This window comes from Bradyrhizobium sp. BR14999, assembly GCF_056106085.1.
In genome coordinates this window covers 5,331,458-5,356,621 of record NZ_CM148536.1, presented here as the reverse complement: position 1 = coordinate 5,356,621, position 25,164 = coordinate 5,331,458, and the positions used below count along the sequence as shown (strand labels likewise).

Here is a 25,164-nt window from a genome sequence, read left to right as displayed (position 1 = left end):
GTGGTCCAATCCGTCCGATCGTGAAACCGCATGGCCGGCTTCCCGGTTGGACAGCAGACAAGAAGACTGATCCAAGGACTCTGACATGGCCGATGTCGTCGTTGAGCGAGCTCGCGTTGCCCGTGGGGCTGGCGCCCGCAGGGGATCGAGCCTGCGCAACGCGCTCGGGCGGAAATCGACGGTTGCGTTCTTCCTGACGCTGCCGCTGATCCTCCTGATCGCGCTGCTCGTGCTCTACCCCGCCTTCTATTCCGTTCATCTGGCGACGCTGAACAAGTCGATGACGAAGTTCGTCGGCTTCGGCAACTTCACCTTCCTGTTCAAGCGCGAGACGTTCTGGATGGTGGTGGAGCAGTCCTGCATCTTCGCGATCACGGCCGTGATCTTCAAGGCGCTGATCGGCTTCATCGTCGCGCATTTCGTCCACAACATTCCCGCCAAGGGCCAGCGCAAATGGCGCGGCATGCTGCTGGTGCCCTGGGTGATCCCGCCGGCGATGAGCACGCTGGCCTGGCTGTGGCTGTTCGACCCTTCCTACAGCGCCTTCAACTATACGCTGTCCTTCTTCGGCGTCGGCCCGATCCCCTGGCTCGGCGACACTTTCTGGGCACGGTTCTCCGTCATCCTCGTCAACGTCTGGTACGGCGCGCCGTTCTTCATGATCATGTATCTGGCCGCGCTGAAATCCGTCCCCGATCAGCTCTATGAGGCCGCGGCGATCGACGGCGCCAACTGGTGGCAACGGATCTGGTACGTCACCTTGCCGATGATGCGTAACATCATCGCGATCACCACCCTGTTCTCGCTGATCGTGACGTTCGCCAATTTCGACATCGTGCGCATCCTGACCTCGGGCGGTCCGCTGGATACGACGCATCTGTTCGCCACCTGGGCGTTCCAGGTCGGCATCCAGAGCAACGATATTCCGCTCGGCGCGTGCGTCTCGCTGTTCATGGTGCCGATCCTTGCCGTCGCAGCGATCTTCATCCTGCGCGATGTCTCCAAACGTGGGAACGAAGCCTGATGAGCTCACTTGCAATCGACAAGGCCGGCCCCAACCGCAAGGTCAAGTATGGCAGCATGAGCCGGGACCGCGCCTGGGCGCTGCGCTGGTCTTATTTCTTCCTCGTGCTGTTTGCGATCTTCTTCCTGACGCCGCCGGTCTACATGCTGATCACCTCGCTCAAGAGCAGTGCGGAGATATCGGCAGCGACGAACCCCTGGTGGGTGTTCCATCCGACACTGTCGAACTATGTCGAACTCCTGACATCGAACCAGTTTTTGCGCTTCTTCTGGAATTCGTCGATCGTGGCGATCGCGGTCGTGATCATCACGATGCTGATCAGCATCCCCGCGGCCTTCGCGCTGGCGCGGATGAAGTTCTGGGGCTCGGCGACGCTCGCCACGGGCGTCTTCCTCACCTACCTGATCCCGGACAGCCTTTTGTTCATTCCGCTGTTCAAGATGCTCGCGGTCTTTCAGGACTATACCGGCATCACGCTGCTCAACAGATGGTACGTCCTGCTGTTCATCTATCCGACGCTGACCGTGCCGTTCTGCACCTGGATCATGATCGGCTATTTCGCCTCGATCCCGAAGGAGCTGGATGAGGCCGCTCTGATCGACGGTGCCTCCTGGCTCCAGACCCTGACGCGGATCTTCATTCCCGTCGCCCTGCCCGGCCTGATCGCCGCGACGATCTTCGCCTTCACCGTCTCCTGGGCGCAGTTCCTCTATCCCCTGGTGTTCACGACGTCGGTGGACCAGTTCGTGCTGCCTGTCGGCATCACCACGACGTTGATCAAGGGCGACGTGTTCAACTGGGGGCAGATCATGACCGGCGCGCTGCTCGGCGCGGCGCCGCCGCTGATCATCTACGCATTCCTGATGGACTACTACATTGCCGGCCTGACCGCCGGTGCGACAAAGGGTTGATGACTCATGGCTGACGTTGCTTTGCGGAAGGTAGTTAAACGTTACGACGATGTCGAAGCCGTGCGCGGCATCGACCTCGATATCGCCGATCACGAGTTCATCGTGCTGGTCGGCCCCTCCGGCTGCGGCAAGTCGACCACGCTGCGCATGATCGCAGGGCTCGAGGACATCAGCGACGGCGACATCATGATCGGGGGCGACGTCGTCAACGACGTACCGCCGAAGGACCGCGACATCGCCATGGTGTTCCAGAATTACGCGCTCTACCCGCACATGACGGTCGCGGAGAACATGTCGTTCGGCCTGCGCCTGAAGCACTATCCCAAGGCCGAGATCAAGGCACGGGTGACCGAAGCCGCCCGGCTTCTCGACATCACCGACCTGATCGACCGCAAGCCGAAACAGCTCTCCGGCGGGCAGCGCCAGCGTGTCGCGATGGGCCGGGCCATCGTGCGCAACCCGAAAGTCTTCCTGTTCGACGAGCCGCTGTCCAATCTCGATGCCAAGCTGCGCGTACAGATGCGGATCGAGATCAAGAAGGTGCACCAGAAGGTGCGCACCACCACGGTCTATGTCACCCACGATCAGGTCGAGGCGATGACGCTGGCCGACCGCGTCGTGGTGATGAACAAGGGCCGCATCGAGCAGATCGGCACGCCGAACGAGCTCTATCACAAGCCGGCGACACGCTTCGTCGCGGGCTTCATCGGCTCGCCCGCGATGAACTTCATCCCGTGCCGGCTCGAGGATGTCGGCGGCACGCTTCAGATCCGTCTCACCGACCGCATCGCTTTCCCGCTGCCGCCGGCCCGCGCCGCACGCTACAATGCTCTGCCGCGCACCGAGAAGCTGCTGCTTGGCCTTCGCCCCGAGCACCTCACCGAGTCGCACGCGCATCTCGAGCCCGGCGTCGAGACCTTCGAGACCGTGCTCGACGTGACCGAACCGATGGGGATGGAGACGCTGGTCTATTTTGGGCTCGAGGGCACGCCGGTCTGCGGCCGCGTCAATCCCAATGCCGGCGCCAAGGACGGGGCACCCATGCGTTTGGCGATGGACCTCAACAACATGCACCTGCTAAACGAGGCGTCCGGCGTCGTGTTGTGACGGCCGGACAAGAAACTCGCGCAGGCAGGGGACGATGGCGACCAACAAGAAGAAGATTTTCGTTACGCAAACTTTGTCGCAAGGGGCACGCGCCCTCCTCACCCAGCGGGACGATATCGAGCTCGTCGAGTTTTCGAACCTGATCTCGGCGAAGGACTTCGAAGCCTTGCTCAAGAGCCATGCGCCGGTCCACGGCGTCGCGCTCGGCGCCACCGCCTTCGGCGAGACCGAGCTGGAGGCGTCCGGCGACATGAAGGTGGTGACCCGCATCGGCGTCGGCTACGACGCCGTCGACGTGCCCGCCCTCTCCCGCCGCAAGGTGCCGTTGATGGTGGCGGGCAGCGCGAACTCGCCCTCGGTCGCGGAAGCGGCGCTGTTCATGATGCTGACGCTGGCCAAGCGCGCGCAGGAGATGCATGCCTGCGTCAAGGACGGCAAATGGGCCGACCGGCTCGGCATGCTGCCGTTCGATCTCTACGGCAAGACCGTGCTGATCGTCGGCTTCGGCCGGATCGGCAGTCGCACCGCCAAGCGCTGCCTGGCGATGGAAATGAAGGTCCAAGTCTACGATCCCTACAAGGGAGCCGCCGAGATCAAGGCCGCGGGCTGCGAGCCCGTCGTCGATCTCGATGCCGCGCTGCCCCACGCCGATTTCGTCACCATCCACTGCCCGAAGACGCCGGAAACGACCGGCCTGTTCGATGCGGCGCGGATCGGCCGGATGAAGCCGAGATCCTATCTCATCAACACCGCGCGCGGCGGCATCGTGAAAGAGGCCGCGCTCTATGACGCGCTCACTTCCGGAAAGATCGCCGGGGCCGGCATCGACGTGTTCGAGGTGGAGCCGCCGCCGCTCAGCAACGCATTGTTCGCGCTGCCCAACGTCATCATGGCTCCGCATGTCGCCGGCGTCACCGTCGAGGCCGTTCAGCGCATGAGCGAGCAGACCGCGCGCAACATCCTGAGTGCGCTGGACGGCGATCCCATCCGGCAGAACGTCATCAATCAGGACGTGCTGGACTGAGTGAGCCAATGGTCGGGCGGCCCGTCCGCCCCGCCTTCGGAAGGCCAGAAAGCGTCCCATTTTGGTGCAGATCGAGCCCCAACTCAGCCTTAATCAAACGCGCGTAATGAGAGGGAAGCGCGGCGGCGGTGGGACAGACTGGCCGGCGCGTCGAGCTGGAGGATGGACCCTTGGCAGAGATCGACCCGACTGACCATGCGCTGGCGACCATCGCCAGCATTCTGGAGCACCCCGAGCACGTTCTGGTCGTTCGCGAAACCGAGACCGAAATGGTGGTCGCCGGTGAACGCGAGCACATAGCTCCCGACGAGCAGCCAGCTGTCGACGAGCATCCGGTGGTCGAGGAGCAGCCGCTGGTGCCGGAGCACACCGATGCCGACGGCTATAGCAAGGTCGGCCCCGGCCCGATGGTCGCGATCCGCCTGAAATGGACGGTCCATCGCGGCGATGACGGCCAGTACTACGTCCATGAGACCATCGGCGAGCAGTCCGCCCCCGTGGTCAGCGGCCCGATGACGAGCGAGGCCGCCGTGCATTTCGTCGATGCGCAGGAGCACGAAGCGCATCGGCGCTTCGAAGAGCTGCGCAGCGAGATCGCCGGCCGCAGCTCGCTTGCCGACTATGAGCGCAAGGGCGAAGCTTAAGGCAGCTTGCAGACCGGATGTCTGTGCACCTCTCCCCGTCGGGGAGAGGCGAACATCGAGCCTACCTACTTGCGCCCGAGATAATCCTTCTTCACGAGCTCGACGCCGGCGTGCCGCAACAGGTCGTAGGCCGTCGTCACGTGAAAGAAGAACTGAGGGACGCTGAACGTCAGCAGCAGCGCCCGCCCGGTGAAGGGCAGCTCGGTGCCGTTCTTCAGCTTGAAGAAGACATTGCGTTCCGCCGCGGCGTCGATCGCAGCGCGCGGCAGGCTCTCGACGAATTCGATCGACGTCGCGATGCGCGCCTGAAGCCCGGCCATGTCGTGCTCCAGCACCGGCAGCGTGACCGGCTCGCGCTCGGCCAGCAAGGCCGGGGCGACCACGGCATGGCGACAAGCCTCACCGACCTGCTGCGCCAGATCGTACATGTTCGGCGCAAGGCGCATACCGAGCAGAACCGCCGGGTTGAACTTGCGGGTCTCGGCATAGGCCACGCCCTTGTCGAGCAATCCGGACAGGTTGCGCAAGTTAGGCACGAAGAGGCCAACCGAGGCCTCGTACATCGAGATCGTCACCTCTGAATTCCCTTCAATTCTGCCTCGCCAGCGACGGGCATCTGGTCTAAATCCACGCCTCAAGAGCTGCACAATGACAGCTCGGGCATGGGTGGAAAAGAGATGATCGTTCGAATCTGGGCGGCTTTGGCCGTGGCGTTGCTGGTAAATGTCTCGGCGCATGCGCAGCAGGCGCTCTCGCGCCTCGACGAGATCGTCAAGCGCGGCACATTGCGCGTCGGCATGACCGGCGACTACAAGCCCTTCACCTATCTGGACAAGACCACGCAGCAGTTCAGCGGCTTCGACGTCGACATGGCGCAGGCCCTTGGCAAGGCGCTCGGCGTCAAGGTCGAATTCGTGCCGACGGCCTGGCCGAAGCTGATGAAGGATTTCGAGGCCGACCAGTTCGACATCGCCATGGGCGGTGTCTCAGTCACGCTCGACCGGCAGAAGAAAGGCTTCTTCTCCACGCCGATCATGCGCGAGGGCAAGACGCCGATCGCGCGCTGCGCCGACGTCGGCAAGTACCAGAGCATCGCCGACATCGACAAGAAGGGCACCCGCGTCATCGTCAATCCCGGCGGCACCAACGAGCGCTTCGCCCGCGCTAACATCAAGGATGCCGAGATCACTGTCTTCGCCGACAACACCGTGATCTTCGACGAGATCGCCAAGGGCAATGCCGACCTGATGATGACCGACGCCTCCGAGACGCGCTACCAGCAGAAGCAGCATGCCGGCGTGCTCTGCGCGGTGCATCCGGAAAAGCCGTTCGACTTCTCCGAGAAGGCCTACTGGCTCCAGCGCGACATGGCGCTGAAGGCCTTCGTCGACCAATGGCTGCATATTTCCATGGAAGACGGCAGCTACAGGAAGATCTATGCCGCCTGGTTCGACTAGGCGCGCCAGCAATCAATCGTGCCCCTTTTCGCTCGTTTTCAGCTGCATGCTGAAAAAGGCGACGGCCGCGTCATTGAACTCGCGGTGAAACGCCCGCCGATCGAATCCCGGCGGATCGGTGCACAGGACCGGCGCGGTTTCGGCAAGTTTCGGCGGGCACGGAATGACAAAGGAGAAGTGCGAGGAGTTCGGCACGATGCGGTAGTCAGGGCGTGCGGGAAGAAGCTGCACCAGCGCATCGATGCCGTCAGGCACGACGCCGTCGCCGCCGAGCGCGGACCGCCACAGGAGGATCGGTATCGTTACGCCGGCAAGACGTTCGCGGGTGAAGAGGCCGTCAAAGAGCGGGGGATCCGCCAATATGGCGGCGCGGACTCTGGGATCGTGAACGGGTGGATCGGTTGGCACTCGGCCCGCGCGAACATCCAGGCATTTTTGCGTCGAGGCTGCCGCTTTCTCGCACAAGGCCGCCAAAGCTCCGAAATCGGGATTGCCGCCGATCACCACGAGGCCTGTATAGGCGCCGCGGGAGAATCCGAACAGGCCGACCCGCCTGGTGTCAATGACCGCTGCATGCTCCCAGCCACTGAGCATGAAATCCGTGAGCCGCTTGATGTCGGCGGGGCGCTCGACCAACACTGAGAACTCATCGGTCCGGCTGCTGTCCTTGGCCGTGTCGCCAGGATGATTGATGGCGGCGACCACGAAGCCGGCATCGGCCAGCGCGGCCGCAGTGTCGGTGTGCGCCAGGAACGAACCGCGTCGCCCGTGCGAGACGACGACCAAGGGCAGTCGATCGCCCTCGATCTGACACCTCACGATGCCCGGCAAAGCGGCCCCCTCGTTTGCCACGACCTTGGCTGCGCACGGCGTCCAACGACGCCTGCGAGTGAGAGCCCGCCAGCGTCCGCGGGCACATCGATGAAGCGGATCCCGGCCGCCTGCGCCGCAGCCGCGCCGAGACAGCAGGCCGCGGTCACAATCGTCTGGCAAAGCCGTCGTCCAAACATGATTCACGCGTCGGTGTTGCAGCCGCCGTTCGGCGTGCGTGTCCCGATGGATTTCATCAACCAGAACGATTTTACGGGCGCCCCCTGCGCTCGTCCAGGCAGGGATTTCTGCGTCATCCCTGTGCCGGCCACGTCCAACTCTGGACCGAGTTCGGCGTTATTGAACCAAGATCAGAGCGAGCACGACTCATACCGAGAACAGTGATCTAGATCACTTTTTGCGATCGAGCCGGGGCGTAAGCGTCGGTCCGGGGACCATCTGCTCAGGAGACGGAAATGAGGAAGCTGTTGGCCACGGCCGCATTCCTATTGGCGAGCACGGCTGCTCAGGCACAGTACACCTTCGAATATGGGGGACGCACCATCCGCATCGATCCCGACCGCGGCACGGTGCAGATTCCCGGCGTGTACGACAACACCGGCCAGGGCAAGGCCAAGAAGGCCAAGAAGAACGAGCAGGCGCCGCAGCAAGCCACGGTCGATCCGCAAGCGCCGGCTGCTGCTCCGGCACCGGCTCCCGCCGCCGCGCCGCCCGCGGCCGTGCAGGCGCCTGCACCCGCAGCTGCTGCGCCGCCTCCCGCTCCGCCACCACCGGCCCCGCCGCCGGCCGCCACTGCCAACAACACGCCGGCCGCAACGGCCGTGGTGCCGCCGCCTGCGCCGCCTCCGGCCCCTGCTCCCGTCGAGCAGCAGGCAGCGCCCGCTGTGACCCCGCCGCCCGCCCCGACCGTGGCTGCCGCACCACCGGCGCCGCCTCCGCCACCCGTCCCGGCGCCTGCGCCCGCTCCCGTTCAGGCGGCCGCAGCCACGCCTGCTCCGGCAACCGCGCCCACGCGCGATCTGAATTCGCCGCTCGGCGTCTGGCTCACCGAGGAGAAGGAGGGCAAGGTCCGCATCGAGCAATGCGGCACCAATCTCTGCGGCTATTCGGTCGACTCCAAATCGAACCAGAACGGCGAGCAGGTCCTGATCAACATGAAGCCCGGCAAGGACCAGAAATGGTCAGGCCGCATCCTCGATCCCAATTCCGGTTCGACCTACGATTCGACGATCGCGATGAAGGGCACCGACCGATTGCGCGTGCAGGGCTGCGCCTTCGGCGGCATGTTCTGCGGCGGCCAAACCTGGACGCGCGTGAACTGAGTTTGGCTTCGATGCTCTGATCAGAACGAGGGGCCCGTGATCCGGGCCCCTTTGCGTTGTCCGCGGTGTGATGGCGAGGTGAGCCACCTCACAGAGCCTGCTGCAGGCGTGAGCCCCCTCACATCGCCGGTTCTGCGAGCCGTGCCACGGTCCCCTGCATGGTCAACCACAGGGGCGTGCCATGAACGGCATTCGCACAGGACTCTTCGTTACGCTTGTCGCCATTGCCTTTCCGCTGACACAGGCCGGTGCCACGACAAGCACTTTCGACGGCACATGGAATGTCCGCATCTCGTCATCGAGCGAGACCTGCGGCAACGGCGCGACCGTCGCGATCGGAATCAACAATGGTCAGATCGCATCAAGCAGCGCTGCGGTGACGGCGTCGGGCCGCGTCGCCGATGCCGGCAACATCAACGTCACTTTAAGCACCGGCATCAAGCGCGCCGTCGGCTTCGGCCGGCTCAGCGGCACGTCAGGCTCCGGCACATGGCGCGGCGCCATGTGCACGGGGACGTGGACGGCGGAGCGGATCTAGGTCCTGCGTCCCGGACGCGGCGCGGCGCGAAGCGCCGTGACGCTGAGCCGGGGCCCAGCAGTGTCAATCGCTCGGAAGAGTCTGGGCCCCGGATCGGCAACGCATCGCCAAAGGCCATGCGTCTTGTCCGGGGCACGGGACTAGCCGACCGCCGCCCCATACTCCGCGTCGGTGACCGGCTCCAGCCAGGTCGAGTAGACGCCGTCGAGTGCTTCCTGCATGGCGATGTGGCACATGCCGTTGCCCGGCGACGCGCCGTGCCAATGCAATTCGCCCGGCGGAATCCAGACGGTGTCGCCCGGGCGGATCTCGCGGATCGGGCCGCCCTTGGACTGGACGCGGCCGACGCCGGAGATGACGTAGAGCGTCTGGCCGAGCGGATGGTGATGCCAGTTGGTGCGCGCGCCCGGCTCGAACGCGACGCGCGAGCAGTTCAGCCGTGCCGGTGCGGGCGCCATGATGACGGGGTCCTGCCACACGGTGCCGGTGAAGTGTTCATTGGGCGCGCGGCGGGTCGGCCGCGTGCCTGCAACAGTGATTTCCATTGGGATTACCTCGCTGCTTCCCGACTACTTCTTGCTGGCGGCGTAGCGCGCCTTGGTCTCGGCGTTCATGGGATAGAGGCCCGGCAGCACGGCGCCGTTGTTCACCTCGTTGACGATCCAGGCCTCCATGCGCTCCTGCTCGACGCCCTCGGCGAGCACGTGATCGAGCATCGCCTGCGGGATCAGCACGCAGCCGTCCTGGTCGGCGACCACGATGTCGTTCGGGAAAACGGCGACGCCGCCACAGCCGATCGGCTCGCCCCAGCCGACGAAGGTCAGGCCCGCGACGGAAGGCGGCGCGGCATAGCCGTCGCACCAGACCGGAAGATTGGTGCCGAGCACGCCCTCGACGTCACGCACGACGCCGTCGGTGACCAGCGCGGTCACGCCGCGCTTGACCATGCGCGCGCAAAGGATGTCGCCGAAGATACCGGCATCGGTGATGCCCATGGCATCGACCACCGCGATGCAGCCTTCGGGCATCGCCTCGATCGCGGTGCGGGTCGAGATCGGCGACGACCAGGATTCCGGCGTCGCCAGATCCTCGCGCGCGGGCACGAAGCGCAGGGTGAAGGCCGGTCCCACCAGGCGCGGCAGGCCCGGACGCAGCGGCCGCGCGCCGCGCATCCACACATTGCGCAGGCCCTTCTTCAGCAGGACCGTGGTGATGGTGGCGGTGGTGATGCCGGCGAGGGTCTTGCGGGCTTCGGGGGACAGCGACATGGAAACAGACGAGCTCCGGATGGGCGGGAAAGAACGCGCGCATCTTGCGAGCCGCAGCCCTTGCGTCAAGGGCCAAGAGGCTAGCAATAACGCAGGGCCGCTGGGCTATTATGCGACGCGATAACAAGGCCTTATCGCTTCCCCCAGCATTAATTTATTGGACTTGCGGACGCATTTACGCGAAGCAGGAAGAAGCGGAACTCGAACGCCGGGGGCCGCATTCTTCAGAAGCCCGATTTCGACAGCTCATGGCCGCGACGCTTCCCCCGCCCCGCCTTCTGCCCAGTGGCGACAGCGCCGTCACGGTCGAGTTCAGCCGCACCATCGATGACGCTGCCAACCAGCGCGTGCTGGCGCTCGACAAGGCGCTTGCAGCAAGCCCGATCGACGGCATCACTGAGGCCGTGCCGACCTATCGCTCGCTGCTGGTGCACTATGATCCCGGCAAAATCGGTTTCGATGCGCTCGGCGACAAGCTGATCGCGCTCGCCAGCCAGAAGTTGCCGCCGGCGACCAAGGCGCGCCGCTGGCGCATTCCCGTCGCCTATGGCGGCGAGCACGGCATCGATCTCGAGGACGTCGCCAAGGCGCTGAGCACCACGCCCGACGACATCGTCGCCCGCCACGTTGCCGGCGACTACAAGGTTGCCATGATCGGCTTCACGCCGGGCTGGTCCTATCTCAGCGGCCTCGACAAATCCCTCCACATGTCGCGCCGGCAGAATCCGCGCGTGCTGACGCCGGCCGGCACGATCTCGATCGGCGGCGTCCAGGCCGGGATCCAATGCCTGGCTGCCCCGAGCGGCTGGCACCTTTTGGGCCGCACGCCTGTCAGAACCTATCAGCTCCACCGCAATCCGACCTTCCTCACCGAACCCGGTGATCGCGTGACGTTTTTCGCCATCGACCACAAGACATTCGAGGAATTGGACCGCGCTGCGGAAGCCGGCGAAATCATCGCCGAGCAGGTGGTCGCATGAGCCGGCTCGTCGTCGCCAGCATCGGGCCTGCAAGCTCGGTCCAGGATGGCGGCCGCCACGGCGCGCAGCGCTACGGCCTGACGGTGAGCGGGGCGATGGACCGGCTGTCGCTTGCTGCGGCAAACACGCTTGTCAGCAACGGGCCGTTTGCGGCCGCAGTCGAGATCGGTCCATTCGGCGCCTCCTTCACCGCCCGTGATGGTGCCGTGCGCGTCGCGATTTCGGGCGCGCCGCGCAATGCGGATATCGCCGGAAATCCCATCGCGATGGACACATCGGTGACCTTGAAGGATGGCGAGACGCTGACGCTGGGCTTTGCCCGCGGCGGCGCCTTCACCTATCTCGCCATCGAAGGCGCCATCAAGGGCGAGGCGGTGTTCGGCAGCCTCGCCGTGAATGCGCGCGCGGGCCTCGGCAGCCCCTACCCGCGCCCGCTGCAGGCCGGCGACGAGTTCAGCGTCGATGCCGCCAGCGGCGCCAGCGAATTGCGGATCGAGTTGCCGAAGCCCGTGAGCGGCCCGATCCGTGTTCTGCTGGGTCCGCAGGACGACGAGTTCGACGACGCCAACAAGGCGCTGTTCCTGGACAGCGAGTGGAAGATCTCGGCGACCTCCGACCGCATGGGCTACCGGCTCGAGGGCCCCGTGATCAAGCATCTACACGGCCACAACATCGTCTCCGACGGCACCGTCAACGGCAGCATCCAGGTGCCCGGCAACGGTGCGCCGATCGTGCTGATGATGGATCGCGGCACCTCCGGCGGCTATCCGAAGATCGCAACGGTGATCACGGCCGATGTCGGCCGCCTCGCGCAGACCTCGGCGGGAACCGCATTCCGCTTCAAGGCCGTCAGCATGGCCGAGGCGCAGGACGAGGCGCGCAAATTCGCGCAACTGATCCGCAGCCTGCCCGATCGCCTGCGCTCTGCCGACACCGTCGCGCTCAACATCGAGGCGCTCAGCGATGCTAACGTTGCGGGCTATGCCGTGAGCGCCGTCGACGCCGGGACGTGGCAGGTCGCGGCGGAACCGTAAACGGCAACAAAGACCAGAGGCGGAGAGCACCCATGAAGACGATCGACCTCAATTGCGACCTCGGCGAAGGTTTTGGCGCGTGGGAAATGGGCAATGACGCCGCCATGATCGAGCTGGCGAGCTCGGTCAACGTCGCCTGCGGCTTCCACGCCGGCGATCCTGATATCATGCGCCGGACGGTGGAGCTCGCGAAGGCGCGCGGCGTCTCGGTCGGCGCGCATCCGGGCTACCGCGACCTGCACGGCTTCGGCCGGCATCCGATCGCGGGCCTGAAGGCCTCCGAGATCGAAAACCTCGTCGCCTACCAGATCGGCGCGTTGCAGGCGATCGCGACCGCGGCCGGCCACAAGGTCACCCATGTGAAGGCGCATGGCGCGCTCTCCAACGTCGCCTGCGAGGACGACATGACGGCGAAGGCGATCGCCGCCGGCATCAAGGCGGTCGATCCCAGCCTGATCTTCGTCGTGCTCGCCAATTCGAAGCTGGTGAAGGCCGGCAAAGCGGCCAATCTGCCGATGGTGCACGAGGTGTTCGCCGACCGCGCCTATGAGGACGACGGCAATCTCGTCTCGCGCAAGAAGCCCGGCGCGGTGCTGCACGATGCGAAAGTGATCGCCGAGCGCGTCGTGCGCATGGTGCAGGACGGCGCGGTGGTGTCGGTGACAGGCAAGGTGATCAAGATGCGCACCGACACGGTCTGCATCCACGGCGATACGCACGGCGCGGTCGAGATCGCGCGCAGTGTGCGTCAGGCGTTGAAGAATGCGGGGATCGAGGTCGCGCCGTTCAAGCGCGGGGCGTGACGCAAACACGCTGCCGTAGGGTGGGCAAAGCGGAGCGTGCCCACCAAGCCGATGTCGCATGTTGAGAGATGGTGGGCACGGCGCGCGAAGGGCGCGCCTTTGCCCACCCTACTGGAGCATCAGAACGGATGCACCGAGAGCGTGCCGAACACGATCGCCGCGATGACGGCAAACGCGCTATAGAGCGCCAGATGATGGGCGCTCGCCCCGGTCCGCCGCGAGAGCGAGCGCGCGTAGAAATGCAGCCTGGCTTCCGCCGATAGTTCGCGCATGGTCGATCTCCAACGCCCCATTTGTGGGATTATGAAGGATCAACCCTGGCGGGAGGCAAGGTGGCTGCGGAAATAGCGATGACGGTTCTCTGAAAGGCCGGCATCGCAGGCGCAAATTCTTCCGCCACCCCGGTTCCGAGAATCTTATTCGTTAGAATCCGATCCAGCTGGAACCGAGTCGGGCCCGACGGGGTCAACATGGGTCACTGTATGGTGGGTTACGCCATGCGGACCGCGCTTTGCGCAGCCGCAAGGCTAACCCACCCTACAAGGCTCATCCCGATGTTCTCGCGCCTTAGTAGACGTCAGCCTGGAAGCGGCCGGTCTTCTTGAGCTCGGCGACGAAACTGACGGCCTCGTCGGTCGAACGCGCGCCGAACTGGGCGACGATGTCGACCAGCGCACGCTCGACGTCCTTGGCCATGCGCTTGGCATCGCCGCAGATGTAGAGATGCGCGCCTTCGGCAAGCCAGGTCCACACCTCACGGCCGACCTCGCGCATGCGGTCCTGCACATAAAACTTCTTCTCGCCATCGCGCGACCAGGCCAGCGACAGGCGCGTGAGCAGACCCGACGTCTTCATCGCGTTGAGCTCCTCCTGGTAGAAGAAGTCGCAATCGCTGCGCTGGTGCCCGAAGAACAGCCAGTTCTTGCCGGGCGCGCCGATGGCCTTGCGATCGAGCAGAAAGGCGCGGAACGGCGCGATGCCGGTGCCGGGGCCGATCATGATAACTGGCGTCTTCGGATCCCGCGGCAGGCCGAAGGCGTGTGCCTTCTGCACATAGACGTTGAGCTGCTCGCCTTCGGCAATGCGTTCGCCGAGGAAGGTCGAGGCGACGCCGAGGCGCTTGCGCTTGCCAATGACGTAGCGGACGGAGTCTACCGTCAGCGACAGCTTTCCAGGCGTCGCGTTGTGCGAGGACGAGATCGAGTAGAGCCGCGGCTGGAGCGGCTCCAGCGCCTCGACGAAGGCCTCCGGGTGCGGCCGCGTGCCCGAGAACTTCTGGAGTGCCGCCATGACATCGAGGGTGGCGGCATCGCCATCGGGATCCTCGCCCTGCGCCAGCGCTCGCGCCTTCTCGCGCTGCGCGCCGCCGGTGATGAAGGAGATCAGCTCGAACAGCGTATCGGGCGCCGGCGACAGCGAGACGTCGTCGATCAGCACCTCGCGCAGCGTCTTGCCGTTGACTTTGGTGGTGTGGGAGGCGCCGAGCAGCGCGATGATCTGGTCGACGAGGCCGACATCGTTGCGCGCGAACACACCAAAACTGTCGCCGACGACGTAGTCGAGCTTGCTCTCGGAGAGATCGAACTCGATGTGGTAGGTTTCCTTCTCCGACTTCCCCTTGTTGAGCAGGCGGCGCGACAGAAAGGTCGCGGCAACTGGGTTGTCGCGTGAGCGGCCCGGCTCCGCGATCGTCACGGTCACGGCCGGCGCCGGAGCGTCCGCCTTGTCCGCCGCTTTGGCCACTGCGGCCTTGTCGAGCTCCTCGTACAGGGACTTCAGCATCCGCGCGGTTTCCTTGCCGCCGGGGACGCAGAGGTTGAGCCGCGCTTCGCTGCGGCTCGCGATCGCCTCCGAATAATCGTGGCAATTGTAGCCGCACTGGCCGCAATCCTGCTGCGCCATCGCCGCCATCATCTTGCGGCGCACGGGACGACCCTCGGCGAGCTTCATCCGGTCCGCGATCGGCATGGTCTGGTCGTGCCATGGCGCTTCGCCGTCGTCGCCGTCACCGGCGGCGCCTTGCATGACGGCAGCGCCCTGCTCGGCCGACAGCGGCGCGGCCACGTCAGGCGACAGCAGCCCGGCGAAGAAGCCGTTCAGCCAGGAACGCTGCGCATCGGAGAACGGCGCGCTGGCGGGAATGATGTCGAGTTTCGGCGGAGGCGTGATCTGGTTCATGCGGACACCTGTGCATCGGCAAGCTTGCGCAGCGTTTCGCCGTCATGGCGGCGCGCAAAAGACAGGAAGGTTTCTTCGGGAGACGAGCGATGGGCGATATAGGCCTTGAGCAGTTTTTCGACCGTCTTCGGCGCGTCGTCGGCCTTGAGGTCGTGATAGACCTCCTGCCCGACATCGGCGTCGGGGCCGAACCCGCCGCCGGTGAAGAGGTGATAGCCCTCGACCGTGTCCTCCTCGCCGACTGGCACGCGCGCGCCGATCAGCCCGATGTCGCTGATGTAGTGCTGCGCACAGGAATGGTGGCAGCCGGTGACGTGGATGTTGACGGGCTTGTCCATCGCGACGCGCGGCTCGCACCAGTCACCGATCTCGGCGGCATGGCGCTTGGTGTTCGCAGCGGCGAAGCGGCAGCCGGCATTGCCGGTGCAGGCGATCAGGCCGGCGCGGATGTGCGAAGCCTCGACCGCGAGCCCGGTCTGCTTGATCGCGGCAACGGCGAGTTCGACATTCTCGTCGCGCACACCCGAGATCAGCAGGTTCTGCCAAACCGTGAGACGGATCTCGCCGTCGCCGAGATCCCGCGCGATCTTGGCGAGGCCGCGCATCTGATCAGAGGTGAGCTTGCCGAGCGTCAGCGACACGCCGATCCAGTTGAGGCCGTCCTGCTTCTGCTTGTGCACGCCGACATGGGCCATGCGGTCCGCGGCCGGCCGCGGCGCAAATGCCTGTTCGGGCACGCGCGTGAACGGCGTCTTCAACCGCTCCTCGACCAGCTTGAGAAAGCCGTCGTGGCCCATGCTGTCGAGCACGTATTTCAGCCGCGCCTTGTTGCGGTTGGTGCGGTCGCCATGGTCGATGAACACGCGCACGATGGCATCCGCGACAGCGGTCGCCTGCTCCGGCTTGACGATGATGCTGGAATATTTGGCGAAATCCTTGTGGCCGGTGATGCCGCCAAGGCCAAGGCGGAACCAGACTCCGGGCTCGATGCCGAAGCCGTCCTTCACCTCGTAGGCCGTGAACGCGATGTCGTTGGTCTCCTCGAGCACCGCGATCCTGCCGGCGCCGTCGAAGGCGACGTTGAACTTGCGCGGCAAGCCGTAGAGCGAGCGATCATTGAGGATGTGATAGTGCCACTCGCGCGCATAGGGCCGCGTGTCGATCAATTCCTGCGGATCAATTCCGGCCGTTGGCGTTCCCGTCACGTTGCGGATGTTATCGGCGCCGGAGCCGCGCGAGCATAGGCCGAGATCCTGGATGCCCTCGATCAGCTTCACCGCATGCTTCGGTGGGATCTCGCGGAGCTGGAGATTGGCGCGCGTCGTAACGTGGCTGTACGGGCCGCAGAGCTCGTCGGCGAGATCGGCAAGGCCGGACAGCTGCCAGTGCTTCATGATGCCGTTGGGGATCCGCAGGCGGCTCATGTAGGAGTCCTGCGTCGGCGCGACATAGAAGATGCCGTAATAGCGCCAGCGGAAATTGTCCGCCGGGGTCGGCGGCGTGTTGTCGAGCGCCTGCTGGCGCAGCCGCGGATAGGCATCGAAGGGATGCTCGTCGCGCTTGAACTTCTCCTGGTCGGCGAGCTTCTTGCCGGCGGCGATGACCTTGTCCTGCGCCTTGATGTGCACGGCGTCGGGACCGGTGGGCTCGGCGTTGGCCTTGCCGGCACCGCTGCCGCCGAGACCCCGACCGACACGGCTGATTTGCAGACCGGTGGTGAAGCCTTCGAGATAGCGTTTCTGCTCGTCGGTAAAATCGACTGCGAGCGTATCGATTTTCATGGTCGGTAACGAAGCTCCTGCGGCCACTGGAGTGGCATCGACGGAAATTGGCGCGACCCGAAAGGCACCTTGCTGGCTCGAGAGCCGGCCTAGCCACCCAACGGTCCGATCAGCTTCGTTGCTGCGGGACTTGGCTCAGCAGTCACCTGTGACAAGCTGGCCGCAGTGCAACATTCAAGTTGCGTGCCAGCTTTGAGGAAATGAAAGACGTCGTGATTTCAAGAAATTAGCGGAGATCCCGGAACCTTCCGGTCCCGGAGCGCCTCATGAAATTCGAGCACTCGGCTCAAAATTTAGCCGATGCGCCAAATTGCACAATAATTATGCAACGACGAATCAGGCCTTCCAACGCCCCACTTCGAAGGCCTCGAGGTGCCCCAAAATGTTGTCGGCATCGAATACGGGCCCGGCGAAGGCCCCAAATGCCGCCGGGGCTTCCTCGGGCGGGCGGCGGCCGAGGGCCGCGTCGTAAAGGTCGGGCCTGAACACCGCCATGGCGGTCTTGGCGCCGTCCGAGCTCAAAGCCGCCTGCCCCCACCGCACCATCTGCGCATAGAGCCAGGCGGCCTGGACCGGATCGGGGCGCCCTGCCTCCTCGCGTCCGACCAGGAGATAGCGGCCGCTCTCGCGGAAGGTACCGTCCGGCGAAATCTTCAGGCGTCCCGTGAGGGTGCGCTGGATGACTTCGGCATCGACGCCGATCCGCTCGGGTTGCGCCAGAATCCGTGCCGCTTCGATCCGGTTGTCCGGATGCTCGATGAACTCGGCCGCCTTCACCGCCGCGCGCACGAGGCTAGCGACCACGTCCGGATGCTTGTCGGCCCAGACCTGGCGGACGGCCAGGACCTTCTCCGCCGCGCGAGCCAGGATGTCGGAGACGAAATGCAGGATGTGGCCGATGCCGAGATCGACCGCGATCGAGTTCCAGGGCGCACCGACGCAGAATGCGTCGACATGGCCGCTCTTGAGACTGTCCACCATGTAGGGCGGCGGCAGCACGACGAGGCGCACGTCCTCATCGGGATCGACGCCGGCCGCCGCCATCCAGAACCGCAATTGGTAATTGTGGGTCGAGAACGGGAAGGTCATGCCGAAGGTCAGCGGATCGGCGCCGGCCTTGCGGCGTTTGGCGACCACCTTCGCCAGCGCCTTGGCGGTAGCGAGCGGATCGAAGCGGTCGCCGTCGATCTCCTCCATCAGCGCGGCGTGGAGCGCCGGCGAGACCGTGATCGCGTTGCCGTTGATGCCGAGATTGAAGGGCGCGGCGATCGGCACCTTGACGTGGCCGAGCCCGAGCGAGGATGCGATCGCGACGGGCGCGAGCAGATGCGCAGCGTCGAACAGGCCGATATTGAGCTTGTCGCGGACGTTGGACCAGGACACCTCGCGCACCAACTCGACGTCGAGCCCTTCGGCGGCGGTGAACCCCTTGTCGACGGCAACAATCAGGGCGGCAGCATCGACCAGTGGGATGAACCCGATGCGGAGGGGAGCAGTCATTTCAGCATCTCCGACGCGGTGATGATCGACTGCGCGATCTCGCCGATTTTCTTCTTCTCGCGCATCGCCGTGGAGCGCAGCAGCACATAGGCCTCGTCCTCGGTCAGGCCCTTCACCTTCATCAGGATGCCCTTGGCGCGTTCGATGATCTTGCGGTCCTCGAGCTGCGACTTGGTGCGTTCCAGCTCCTCCTGGAGCTTGGCGAAGGCGTTGAAGCGGGACACGCAGAGGTCGAGGATCGGCTTGATGCGCTCCTTCTTCAGCCCATCGACGATGTAGGCCGATACCCCCGCCTCCACCGAGGCCTGGATCGAGGCGGAATCGCTCTGGTCGACGAACATCGCGATCGGCCGCTTCACGGCGCGGCTGACCTGGAACATCGCCTCCAGCACGTCGCGGCTGGGGTTCTCCAGATCGATCAGGATGATGTCGGGGTCGACCGCATAAATACGGGCAAGCAGGCTCTGCATCTCGCGGATATGGACGACCTGCGTGAATCCGGCCTCCCGCAATCCTTCCTCCAGGATCGCAGCCCGGATCGGGCTTTCGTCGACGATCACGATTTTGGGCGACTGTTCGGCGCTCATAGCTCACTCACCACCAGTGATTCATCCATAGCACGCCGGAACGCCCTGCAAAGGGTTGTAATTGTGGGCAATTGGGACTAGCTCAGGCCCGTCAATCAGGCAGTTTTAGACATGGATCAGACGGCTGCGCCCAAGGTCAGCTTCGTGTCGCTCGGGTGTCCCAAGGCATTGGTGGATTCCGAGCGCATCATCACGCGCCTGCGCGCCGAGGGCTATGAGCTCGCCCGCAAGCATGATGGGGCCGACATCGTCATCGTCAACACCTGCGGCTTCCTCGACAGCGCCAAGCGGGAATCGCTCTCGGCGATCGGCGAAGCCATGGCCGAGAACGGCAAGGTGATCGTAACAGGTTGCATGGGCGCGGAACCCGAGCAGATCGAGCAGGCCTATCCCGGCGTGCTCTCCATCACCGGCCCGCAGCAATATGAGAGCGTCCTGGATGCCGTGCACCGCGCCCTGCCGCCGGCCCACAATCCGCATCTCGACCTGGTGCCGCCGCAGGGCATCAAGCTGACCCCGCGCCACTACGCATACTTGAAAATCTCCGAGGGCTGCAACAATCGCTGCACCTTCTGCATCATCCCGAAGCTGCGCGGCGACCTCGTCTCGCGCCCAGCCAATGACGTGCTGCGCGAGGCCGAACGTCTGGTCGGTGCCGGCGTCAAGGAATTGCTGGTGATCTCGCAGGACACCTCGGCCTATGGCGTCGATCTCAAATACGCCGAGAGCCCGTGGAAGGATCGCCAGGTCCGCGCCAAATTCCTCGACCTCGCGCGCGAGCTCGGCGAGCTCGGGGCCTGGGTCCGGCTGCAATATGTCTACCCCTACCCCCATGTCGACGAAGCCATCGCGCTGATGAATGAGGGCAAGGTATTGCCCTATCTCGACATCCCGTTCCAGCATGCGAGCCCCGAGGTGCTGAAGGCGATGAAGCGTCCGGCGGCGCAGGACAAGACGCTCGCGCGCATCAAGCGCTGGCGCGAGGAATGTCCCGATCTCGCCTTGCGCTCCACCTTCATCGTCGGCTTCCCCGGCGAGACCGATGCCGACTTCGCCTGTCTGCTCGACTGGCTGGATGAAGCCGAGATCGACCGCGTCGGCTGCTTCAAATACGAGCCGGTTGCGGGTGCGACGTCGAATGCGATCGAGAACCCCGTGCCGGAAGAGGTCAAGCAGGAGCGCTACAACGCGCTGATGACCCGCCAGCAGAAGATTTCCGCGCGCAGGCTGAAGCGCAAGGTCGGCACGCGCCAGCAGATCATCATCGACGAGGTCGGCCCGACGGTGGCCAAGGGCCGCTCCAAGGCCGATGCACCCGAGATCGACGGCGCAGTCTATCTCTCCAGCCGCCGCCCCTTGCGCGTAGGCGAGATCGTCACGGCGAAGATCGAGCGTGCCGACGCATACGATCTGCACGGCAGCGTCGCGGGGTTCTGACGGCGTTTCGCTGTTGCGATCGGTCTAGCCGCGGGCTCGCTGCAACCTCTCCCGCTTGCGGGAGAGGTCGGCGCGAAGCGCCGGGTGAGGGCTTTCTCCTCGTTGGGAGTCCCTCTGCAGATGCACCCTCTCCCCAGCCCTCTCCCGCAAGCGGGAGAGGGAGCGGACCGTCGCCGGGGCTGCAGCCCCATCAAACCAGCCATTTCGGCACCCAGCGCTCCGGACGCGGTGCCCGCGCAAGATCAGCCTGTGCCTCGGATAATTTTGCCGGCTCGCCCTCGATCGTCGGGCGCACATCGTATTCGAAATTCGGCATGATCCGGCCATCGGCATAGAGCCCGAAATGCATCGCGTACCATAGTCCGAGCTCGGGCTGGGCACGGCGCATCTGCTCGCGCAAATCGCGCAGCAGGGATTCGATTGAGGCCGCTTCCTCGAACGGCTGCGGCCCGCGCGAAAGGACGCGCGCCTCGTACTGCTTGCCGACGATTGCGATCTCGAAGCGCGTCTGGTCCCAGGGCTTTTTGCCCTTCGGAAGATGCGCCGCCAGCCGCCAGCCGAGCTCGACCATCAGGCGGTGATTGGCCCAATAATCCTCGCGATCGCGGCTCCACTTCTCCACGAAGCCGCGAAAGTCGGGCAGCTCCGACGATGTATCCTCGGGCGCCGCTATTTCGCTTGTCGGCCGGCCAGCGAGCCACTGCGCGAGTTCGGCCGTCTGGCACTCGACTTCGTCATTCGGCTTCAGATCGCTCCAGGCGTTGTCGAATTGCTGCGACGTCAGTTTTGCGAGCAGCCCGTCGAGGCTCGGCGCGAGCAGCTCGTAGTCGCCCTCCGACCCCAGCCCCACGATCGGCGGATTGTCGCGGTCGAGACCGGCGCCATACCAGCCGCCGACTGCCGAGCCATCCGGCAACCGCATGAACAGCGAGAACCTGTCGCGCAAGGGACTGCCGTCGACGATCGGCGCATGATCGGAGAATTGGCCCTGCAGCGAGAAGCAGCCGACGCTGCCCCAGGGCCGCCCTTTCAGCCATCCGGCGAAGTCGAGCAGCAGGGATGGCGCCTCGATGCCCGGCGGAAATGCGCCGCGAATGCTGTCGAGGTCGATTGGATAAGGCGTGTCGGACAAGGCTGAAACTGTCTGGTTGGTCCCGCCCCTCTTGGTCTGAGCCGCCATGCGTCCGGTTCGAACCAATTCGCGTGCCTCGATCACAAACGCGCCAGCGGCGCGATGGTTTCTGCAGGTCGAGCGATGAAATGGGATAAAACGGCCGGTATTGGGAGCGGACTGCATGTGCCGGCGCTCTGATCCCATCCGCATCTTCGTGGTTTCCGCTGCCGCGATGCAAAGCGCGCGACGGCACGCGCGAGCAATGTGACACTATAGTGCATTCACGCAGGGGTCACGGACTCGGCCTAACTCTGCCCGCGCTTTCAACGCGAGCGAGGAATGAGGATGAGCCGTCTCTCGGACATGCTGCGCACGCAGCGCTTCGACGATTATCGCTTCTACCACCAGAGCACCGTCAACCAGACGCTGCACCTGATTAGCGCCGTGATTTTCCTCGGCTGCTACGCGCTCCTTTTTAAGGATCCGGCGCTCGCGGGCCTGATCGGTTGGCTCGCGATGCTAACACGGCAAACCGGGCACTTCTTCTTCGAGCCGAACGGCTATGACGCCGTCAACGACGTCAGCAACGAATACAAGGAAGCGGTCAAGGTCGGATACAACCAGACCCGCAAGATCATCCTGCTCTTGGTCTGGGGCAGCGCGCCGATCGCGCTGTACGTCTATCCGACGCTGTTCGGTCTGTTCGTTCCGCCGGCCGATCGGTTGGACTTCATCCGCCACGTCGGTGCGCTCTGGCTCGCCATCGGCATCGGTGGAGGGCTTGCCCGCATGATCCAGCTCTTCGCGAAGCGCGACGTCACGACCGGACTGGTGTGGGTGTTCAAGGTGCTGACCGATCCCTTCCACAACATCGCGCTATATTGGTCATCGCCGCTCAAGCTGATGCGCGGCGAGCTCATCGACACTGCGATTGCGGACGCGGATTGGGGTGACGACGGCGCCGAAAAGGCTGCGCATCCGACCTGACCGATGCACGCCGGGCGAGTGTTTCGCAAAACCGTCCGCTTGACAAGCCATGCCGTTCGGCTGTAGGGACGCGCCCCATGATCAACTCTCGGACCCACCGCCGCGCAGCTTTCCGTCGTCGCACCCGCGACGATGATGGGTTGCGCCATGTCCGACGACGCCGCTGATCGCCTGAGTTCAGCAGAGTTTTCGAGAAGGCCGCACCCGCAAAGTGCGGCCTTCTTGCTTTTCGCGCGTCTTTTTCACCCGCCTCCAGAGGAGTTCGACATGATCACCGCCACCCCTCCGTATGATGCGCTGATGGACATCACTGCACGGCCCAAGGCCGTGTTCGTCCGCGGCGCCGGCTCCTACCTCTGGGACGACAGCCGCAAGCGCTATCTCGATTTCGTGCAGGGCTGGGCCGTGAACTGCCTTGGCCATTCGCCACCTGCGATCGCCGATGCGCTGGCCGCGCAGGCCAAGCGGCTGCTGACGCCGAGCCCGGCCTTCTACAACGAGCCGAGCCTGAAGCTCGCCGAGGCGCTGGTGGCAAACAGCGCGTTCGATCAGGTGTTCTTTGCCAACTCGGGCGCGGAAGCCAATGAGGGCGCGATCAAGCTGGCGCGCAAATACGGCAGCCTACACAGGAACGGCGCGTTCGAGATCATCAGCTTCGAGGGCGGCTTCCACGGAAGGACGCTGGCGACCATGTCAGCCTCGGGCAAGAAGGCGTTCGAGCCGCTGTTCGAACCCAAGGTCGCCGGCTTCAAGAAAGCCAAGCTCAACGACATCGCCTCGGTGGAGAAGCTGATCAACGACAACACCATCGCTGTCATGCTCGAGCCGATCCAGGGTGAATCAGGCGTGTGGCCGGCGAGCGATCAGTTCCTGCAAGAGCTGCGCGCGCTCACCGAAGCGCACGGCTTGTTACTGATCTTCGACGAGATTCAGACCGGCATGGGCCGGACCGGAAAGCTCTTTCACTACGAACACACGGGAATTTCGCCGGACATCATCACGCTCGGCAAGGGCATCGGCGGCGGCGTGCCGCTCGCCGCTCTGCTTGCGACCGAACGCGCCTCCTGCTTCGCGCACGGCGACCAGGGCGGCACGTTCAACGGCAACCCGATCATGTGCGCGGCGGGGCTTGCGGTGCTTCAGGAGGTCAGCAAGCCCGCCTTTCTGAAGAGGGTCGCCGAGACCGGCCTCCTGCTCGAAAGCGAGTTGCAAAAGGTCTCGGCCCGGCATGGTCTCGGCGGCGTGCGGGGACGCGGGCTCTTGCTCGCGCTCGACCTCAAGCTGCCGATGGCGCCCGGCATCGTCGCGCAAGCGTTCGAAGCCGGCGTGCTCCTCAACGCGCCACAGCTCGACACGCTGCGGTTCATGCCGTCGCTGAACGTCACGAAGGGAGAGATCGCCGAGATGATCGATTGTCTCGACGGGATTTTGACCAAGGCCGGCGCGGCACGGCGGGTGGCGTGAGGTTCGTCATTGCGAGGAGCTCGCGACAAAGTTGCGAAGCAATTTTGCGCTGATGCGACGAAGCAATCCAGTCTGCCTCCGTGGAAAGATTCTGGATTGCTTTGCTTCGCTTCGCTCGCAATGACGGAAGACCTACGGCTTCAAGATCGACGCGCCCGTCGTCTTGCGGCTTTCCAGATCGATATGCGCCTTCGCGGCGTCCTTCAGCGCGTAGGCGTGGTTGATCGGCACGTGCAGCTTGCCGTTGATGACGGCGGCGAACAGCGTGTCGGCGCCTTCCAGCAATTCCGAGCGCTTGCCGACATAGTCGTTGAGCTTCGGCCGCGTCGCAAACAACGAGCCGTGATTGTTGAGCTCGGCGATCGCGAACGGCGGCACGGGACCGGAGGCATTGCCAAAAGAAACAAACATGCCGCGCGGCTTCAGGCAGGACAGCGAGCCCGGGAAGGTCGCCTTGCCGACGCCATCATAGACGACGTCGCAACCCTCGTTGCGGCTGATCTGCTTGACGCGCGCGACGAAGTCTTCCTCGTTGTAGAGGATGACGTGGTCGCAGCCATTGGCCTCCGCAAGCTCGGCCTTCTCGCGCGAGCCGACGGTGCCGATGACGTGGGCCCCGAGCGCGCTCGCCCATTGGCAGGCCAAGAGGCCGATGCCGCCGGCAGCGGCGTGGATCAGCACGCGATGATGCGGCTCGACCTTGAAGGTCTTGTGCAGGAGATACCACACCGTGAGCCCCTTCAGCATCAGCACGGCGCCCTGCTCGTGGGTGATGTGGTCGGGCAGCTTGACCAGCTTCTCCCAGGGGATGTTGCGCTCGCTGGTATAGGCACCGAGATTGTGGTAGTAGGCGACGCGGTCGCCGGGATGGAAATGCGTCACGCCGGGGCCGACAGCTGTGACCTCGCCCGAGGCCTCGTTGCCGGCGATGAACGGCAGTCCCGGCGCCTTGTAGAGGCCGGTGCGGTAATAGACGTCAATGAAGTTCAGACCGACCGCGTGCTGGCGGATGCGCACTTCGCCCGGGCCCGGCGCCGGCACGTCGACGCTCTCATAGACCAGGGCTTCAGGGCCTCCGACCTGGTGCACACGGACGGCTTTGGTCATCACCTGACCTCCTCGTTGTCTTGCTCTCGGCCTTCTCGCGAACAAGCGAAAGACATCGCGCCCGCC

General features: G+C 64.7%; 26 protein-coding genes. 15 read left to right on the top strand and 11 right to left on the bottom strand.

The features are described from left to right. Positions 1-85 precede the first annotated feature (85 nt). The 5 genes from ACR9YP_RS25005 (at position 86) to ACR9YP_RS24985 (ending at position 4,710) form a co-directional block, all read left to right on the top strand. Positions 86-1,024: a carbohydrate ABC transporter permease gene (locus ACR9YP_RS25005; RefSeq protein WP_128933864.1), complete on the top strand. Its 939-nt coding sequence runs from the start codon at positions 86-88 to the stop codon at positions 1,022-1,024. Beyond that, positions 1,024-1,935 (top strand): carbohydrate ABC transporter permease, encoded by a 912-nt coding sequence (locus ACR9YP_RS25000; protein ID WP_474217398.1) that lies wholly within the window; start codon positions 1,024-1,026, stop codon positions 1,933-1,935. The genes ACR9YP_RS25005 and ACR9YP_RS25000 overlap by 1 nt, the downstream gene beginning before the upstream one ends. Positions 1,936-1,941: 6 nt before the next feature. Beyond that, entirely contained in the window at positions 1,942-3,042 is a 1,101-nt protein-coding gene (locus ACR9YP_RS24995; RefSeq protein WP_474217397.1) for an ABC transporter ATP-binding protein, read from the top strand. Positions 3,043-3,076: 34 nt separating this feature from the next. Continuing rightward, a complete protein-coding gene (locus tag ACR9YP_RS24990; protein WP_474217396.1) occupies positions 3,077-4,066 on the top strand; it encodes a hydroxyacid dehydrogenase in 990 nt (329 codons plus the stop codon). 170 nt (positions 4,067-4,236) lie between these two features. Continuing rightward, complete coding sequence (locus tag ACR9YP_RS24985; RefSeq protein WP_474217395.1) at positions 4,237-4,710, top strand: hypothetical protein; 474 nt, start codon at positions 4,237-4,239, stop codon at positions 4,708-4,710. A gap of 65 nt (positions 4,711-4,775) precedes the next feature. Here ACR9YP_RS24985 and ACR9YP_RS24980 read toward each other — a convergent pair whose 3' ends face one another. Continuing rightward, positions 4,776-5,273, bottom strand: a complete 498-nt coding sequence (locus ACR9YP_RS24980; protein WP_370987477.1) for a DUF1993 domain-containing protein — start codon at positions 5,271-5,273, stop codon at positions 4,776-4,778. Positions 5,274-5,387: 114 nt separating this feature from the next. On the opposite strand from ACR9YP_RS24980, the gene ACR9YP_RS24975 reads away from it, so the two are divergent. Next, positions 5,388-6,167 carry a transporter substrate-binding domain-containing protein gene (locus ACR9YP_RS24975; RefSeq protein ID WP_474217394.1) on the top strand — a complete coding sequence of 260 codons (780 nt, stop codon included), beginning with the start codon at positions 5,388-5,390 and terminating at the stop codon, positions 6,165-6,167. A gap of 12 nt (positions 6,168-6,179) precedes the next feature. Here the strand turns inward: ACR9YP_RS24975 and ACR9YP_RS24970 are convergent, their stop codons facing one another. Then, positions 6,180-6,953 (bottom strand): alpha/beta hydrolase family protein, encoded by a 774-nt coding sequence (locus ACR9YP_RS24970; RefSeq protein WP_474217393.1) that lies wholly within the window; start codon positions 6,951-6,953, stop codon positions 6,180-6,182. Positions 6,954-7,088: 135 nt separating this feature from the next. On the opposite strand from ACR9YP_RS24970, the gene ACR9YP_RS24965 reads away from it, so the two are divergent. The 3 genes from ACR9YP_RS24965 to ACR9YP_RS24955 all read left to right on the top strand — a co-directional run bounded on the left by ACR9YP_RS24965 (position 7,089) and on the right by ACR9YP_RS24955 (position 8,858). Further along, positions 7,089-7,382: a hypothetical protein gene (locus tag ACR9YP_RS24965; RefSeq protein WP_370987288.1), complete on the top strand. Its 294-nt coding sequence runs from the start codon at positions 7,089-7,091 to the stop codon at positions 7,380-7,382. Between the two features lie 71 nt (positions 7,383-7,453). Next, the gene (locus ACR9YP_RS24960; protein WP_438108306.1) at positions 7,454-8,320 is read left to right on the top strand and encodes a DUF2147 domain-containing protein; all 867 of its coding nucleotides are present in this window, start codon (positions 7,454-7,456) and stop codon (positions 8,318-8,320) included. A 181-nt stretch (positions 8,321-8,501) separates the two neighbouring features. Further along, positions 8,502-8,858, top strand: a complete 357-nt coding sequence (locus tag ACR9YP_RS24955; RefSeq protein ID WP_438108304.1) for a hypothetical protein — start codon at positions 8,502-8,504, stop codon at positions 8,856-8,858. 140 nt (positions 8,859-8,998) lie between these two features. Here ACR9YP_RS24955 and ACR9YP_RS24950 read toward each other — a convergent pair whose 3' ends face one another. Beyond that, complete coding sequence (locus ACR9YP_RS24950; protein ID WP_128933856.1) at positions 8,999-9,403, bottom strand: (R)-mandelonitrile lyase; 405 nt, start codon at positions 9,401-9,403, stop codon at positions 8,999-9,001. 24 nt (positions 9,404-9,427) lie between these two features. After that, a complete protein-coding gene (locus ACR9YP_RS24945; protein WP_027550912.1) occupies positions 9,428-10,126 on the bottom strand; it encodes a ribonuclease activity regulator RraA in 699 nt (232 codons plus the stop codon). A gap of 248 nt (positions 10,127-10,374) precedes the next feature. Between ACR9YP_RS24945 and pxpB the strand changes: the two genes are divergently transcribed. Genes pxpB through ACR9YP_RS24930 form a run of 3 tightly spaced genes read left to right on the top strand, consistent with a single transcriptional unit; the run spans position 10,375 to position 12,943 of the window. After that, the gene (gene pxpB, locus ACR9YP_RS24940; RefSeq protein ID WP_474217392.1) at positions 10,375-11,106 is read left to right on the top strand and encodes a 5-oxoprolinase subunit PxpB; all 732 of its coding nucleotides are present in this window, start codon (positions 10,375-10,377) and stop codon (positions 11,104-11,106) included. Continuing rightward, positions 11,103-12,140: a 5-oxoprolinase subunit C family protein gene (locus ACR9YP_RS24935; RefSeq protein ID WP_474217391.1), complete on the top strand. Its 1,038-nt coding sequence runs from the start codon at positions 11,103-11,105 to the stop codon at positions 12,138-12,140. Before pxpB ends, ACR9YP_RS24935 begins: the two co-directional genes overlap by 4 nt. Before the next feature lie 32 nt (positions 12,141-12,172). After that, complete coding sequence (locus ACR9YP_RS24930) at positions 12,173-12,943, top strand: LamB/YcsF family protein (protein WP_474217390.1); 771 nt, start codon at positions 12,173-12,175, stop codon at positions 12,941-12,943. Positions 12,944-13,062: 119 nt separating this feature from the next. Here the strand turns inward: ACR9YP_RS24930 and ACR9YP_RS24925 are convergent, their stop codons facing one another. From ACR9YP_RS24925 to ACR9YP_RS24905, 5 genes are all read right to left on the bottom strand, one after another. After that, positions 13,063-13,215 carry a hypothetical protein gene (locus ACR9YP_RS24925; protein WP_035666020.1) on the bottom strand — a complete coding sequence of 51 codons (153 nt, stop codon included), beginning with the start codon at positions 13,213-13,215 and terminating at the stop codon, positions 13,063-13,065. A 295-nt stretch (positions 13,216-13,510) separates the two neighbouring features. Next, positions 13,511-15,121 (bottom strand): sulfite reductase subunit alpha, encoded by a 1,611-nt coding sequence (locus ACR9YP_RS24920; RefSeq protein ID WP_474217389.1) that lies wholly within the window; start codon positions 15,119-15,121, stop codon positions 13,511-13,513. After that, positions 15,118-16,902 (bottom strand): NirA family protein, encoded by a 1,785-nt coding sequence (locus ACR9YP_RS24915; protein WP_474217388.1) that lies wholly within the window; start codon positions 16,900-16,902, stop codon positions 15,118-15,120. The genes ACR9YP_RS24920 and ACR9YP_RS24915 overlap by 4 nt, the downstream gene beginning before the upstream one ends. 336 nt (positions 16,903-17,238) lie before the next feature. After that, a complete protein-coding gene (locus ACR9YP_RS24910) occupies positions 17,239-18,402 on the bottom strand; it encodes a CmpA/NrtA family ABC transporter substrate-binding protein (RefSeq protein ID WP_474217387.1) in 1,164 nt (387 codons plus the stop codon). Continuing rightward, positions 18,399-18,989, bottom strand: coding sequence for an ANTAR domain-containing response regulator (locus ACR9YP_RS24905; RefSeq protein WP_008564898.1), 591 nt, complete (start codon positions 18,987-18,989; stop codon positions 18,399-18,401). The genes ACR9YP_RS24910 and ACR9YP_RS24905 overlap by 4 nt, the downstream gene beginning before the upstream one ends. Before the next feature lie 111 nt (positions 18,990-19,100). Here ACR9YP_RS24905 and rimO point away from each other — a divergent pair, with 111 nt between their 5' ends. Further along, positions 19,101-20,426 carry a 30S ribosomal protein S12 methylthiotransferase RimO gene (rimO, locus tag ACR9YP_RS24900; protein WP_474217386.1) on the top strand — a complete coding sequence of 442 codons (1,326 nt, stop codon included), beginning with the start codon at positions 19,101-19,103 and terminating at the stop codon, positions 20,424-20,426. Between the two features lie 190 nt (positions 20,427-20,616). On the opposite strand, the gene ACR9YP_RS24895 is transcribed toward rimO, so the two are convergent. Continuing rightward, positions 20,617-21,558: a hypothetical protein gene (locus tag ACR9YP_RS24895; RefSeq protein WP_370987476.1), complete on the bottom strand. Its 942-nt coding sequence runs from the start codon at positions 21,556-21,558 to the stop codon at positions 20,617-20,619. 327 nt (positions 21,559-21,885) lie between these two features. Between ACR9YP_RS24895 and ACR9YP_RS24890 the strand changes: the two genes are divergently transcribed. Continuing rightward, entirely contained in the window at positions 21,886-22,527 is a 642-nt protein-coding gene (locus tag ACR9YP_RS24890) for a hypothetical protein (RefSeq protein ID WP_474217385.1), read from the top strand. A 267-nt stretch (positions 22,528-22,794) separates the two neighbouring features. Then, positions 22,795-23,991 carry an acetylornithine transaminase gene (locus ACR9YP_RS24885; RefSeq protein ID WP_474217384.1) on the top strand — a complete coding sequence of 399 codons (1,197 nt, stop codon included), beginning with the start codon at positions 22,795-22,797 and terminating at the stop codon, positions 23,989-23,991. A 132-nt stretch (positions 23,992-24,123) separates the two neighbouring features. On the opposite strand, the gene ACR9YP_RS24880 is transcribed toward ACR9YP_RS24885, so the two are convergent. Next, on the bottom strand, positions 24,124-25,098 hold the full coding sequence (locus ACR9YP_RS24880; protein WP_474217383.1) for a quinone oxidoreductase family protein: 975 nt from the start codon (positions 25,096-25,098) through the stop codon (positions 24,124-24,126). Positions 25,099-25,164: the final 66 nt, after the last annotated feature.

Coding starts and splice junctions, on each gene's coding strand:
- ACR9YP_RS25005 (WP_128933864.1), top strand. CDS start 86: ATGGCCGATGTCGTCGTTGAGCGAGCTCGCGTTGCCCGTGGGGCTGGC.
- ACR9YP_RS25000 (WP_474217398.1), top strand. CDS start 1,024: ATGAGCTCACTTGCAATCGACAAGGCCGGCCCCAACCGCAAGGTCAAG.
- ACR9YP_RS24995 (WP_474217397.1), top strand. CDS start 1,942: ATGGCTGACGTTGCTTTGCGGAAGGTAGTTAAACGTTACGACGATGTC.
- ACR9YP_RS24990 (WP_474217396.1), top strand. CDS start 3,077: ATGGCGACCAACAAGAAGAAGATTTTCGTTACGCAAACTTTGTCGCAA.
- ACR9YP_RS24980 (WP_370987477.1), bottom strand. CDS start 5,273: ATGTACGAGGCCTCGGTTGGCCTCTTCGTGCCTAACTTGCGCAACCTG.
- ACR9YP_RS24975 (WP_474217394.1), top strand. CDS start 5,388: ATGATCGTTCGAATCTGGGCGGCTTTGGCCGTGGCGTTGCTGGTAAAT.
- ACR9YP_RS24965 (WP_370987288.1), top strand. CDS start 7,089: ATGAAGCGGATCCCGGCCGCCTGCGCCGCAGCCGCGCCGAGACAGCAG.
- ACR9YP_RS24960 (WP_438108306.1), top strand. CDS start 7,454: ATGAGGAAGCTGTTGGCCACGGCCGCATTCCTATTGGCGAGCACGGCT.
- ACR9YP_RS24955 (WP_438108304.1), top strand. CDS start 8,502: ATGAACGGCATTCGCACAGGACTCTTCGTTACGCTTGTCGCCATTGCC.
- ACR9YP_RS24950 (WP_128933856.1), bottom strand. CDS start 9,403: ATGGAAATCACTGTTGCAGGCACGCGGCCGACCCGCCGCGCGCCCAAT.
- ACR9YP_RS24945 (WP_027550912.1), bottom strand. CDS start 10,126: ATGTCGCTGTCCCCCGAAGCCCGCAAGACCCTCGCCGGCATCACCACC.
- pxpB (WP_474217392.1), top strand. CDS start 10,375: ATGGCCGCGACGCTTCCCCCGCCCCGCCTTCTGCCCAGTGGCGACAGC.
- ACR9YP_RS24935 (WP_474217391.1), top strand. CDS start 11,103: ATGAGCCGGCTCGTCGTCGCCAGCATCGGGCCTGCAAGCTCGGTCCAG.
- ACR9YP_RS24930 (WP_474217390.1), top strand. CDS start 12,173: ATGAAGACGATCGACCTCAATTGCGACCTCGGCGAAGGTTTTGGCGCG.
- ACR9YP_RS24925 (WP_035666020.1), bottom strand. CDS start 13,215: ATGCGCGAACTATCGGCGGAAGCCAGGCTGCATTTCTACGCGCGCTCG.
- ACR9YP_RS24920 (WP_474217389.1), bottom strand. CDS start 15,121: ATGAACCAGATCACGCCTCCGCCGAAACTCGACATCATTCCCGCCAGC.
- ACR9YP_RS24915 (WP_474217388.1), bottom strand. CDS start 16,902: ATGAAAATCGATACGCTCGCAGTCGATTTTACCGACGAGCAGAAACGC.
- ACR9YP_RS24910 (WP_474217387.1), bottom strand. CDS start 18,402: ATGACTGCTCCCCTCCGCATCGGGTTCATCCCACTGGTCGATGCTGCC.
- ACR9YP_RS24905 (WP_008564898.1), bottom strand. CDS start 18,989: ATGAGCGCCGAACAGTCGCCCAAAATCGTGATCGTCGACGAAAGCCCG.
- rimO (WP_474217386.1), top strand. CDS start 19,101: ATGGATCAGACGGCTGCGCCCAAGGTCAGCTTCGTGTCGCTCGGGTGT.
- ACR9YP_RS24890 (WP_474217385.1), top strand. CDS start 21,886: ATGAGCCGTCTCTCGGACATGCTGCGCACGCAGCGCTTCGACGATTAT.
- ACR9YP_RS24885 (WP_474217384.1), top strand. CDS start 22,795: ATGATCACCGCCACCCCTCCGTATGATGCGCTGATGGACATCACTGCA.
- ACR9YP_RS24880 (WP_474217383.1), bottom strand. CDS start 25,098: ATGACCAAAGCCGTCCGTGTGCACCAGGTCGGAGGCCCTGAAGCCCTG.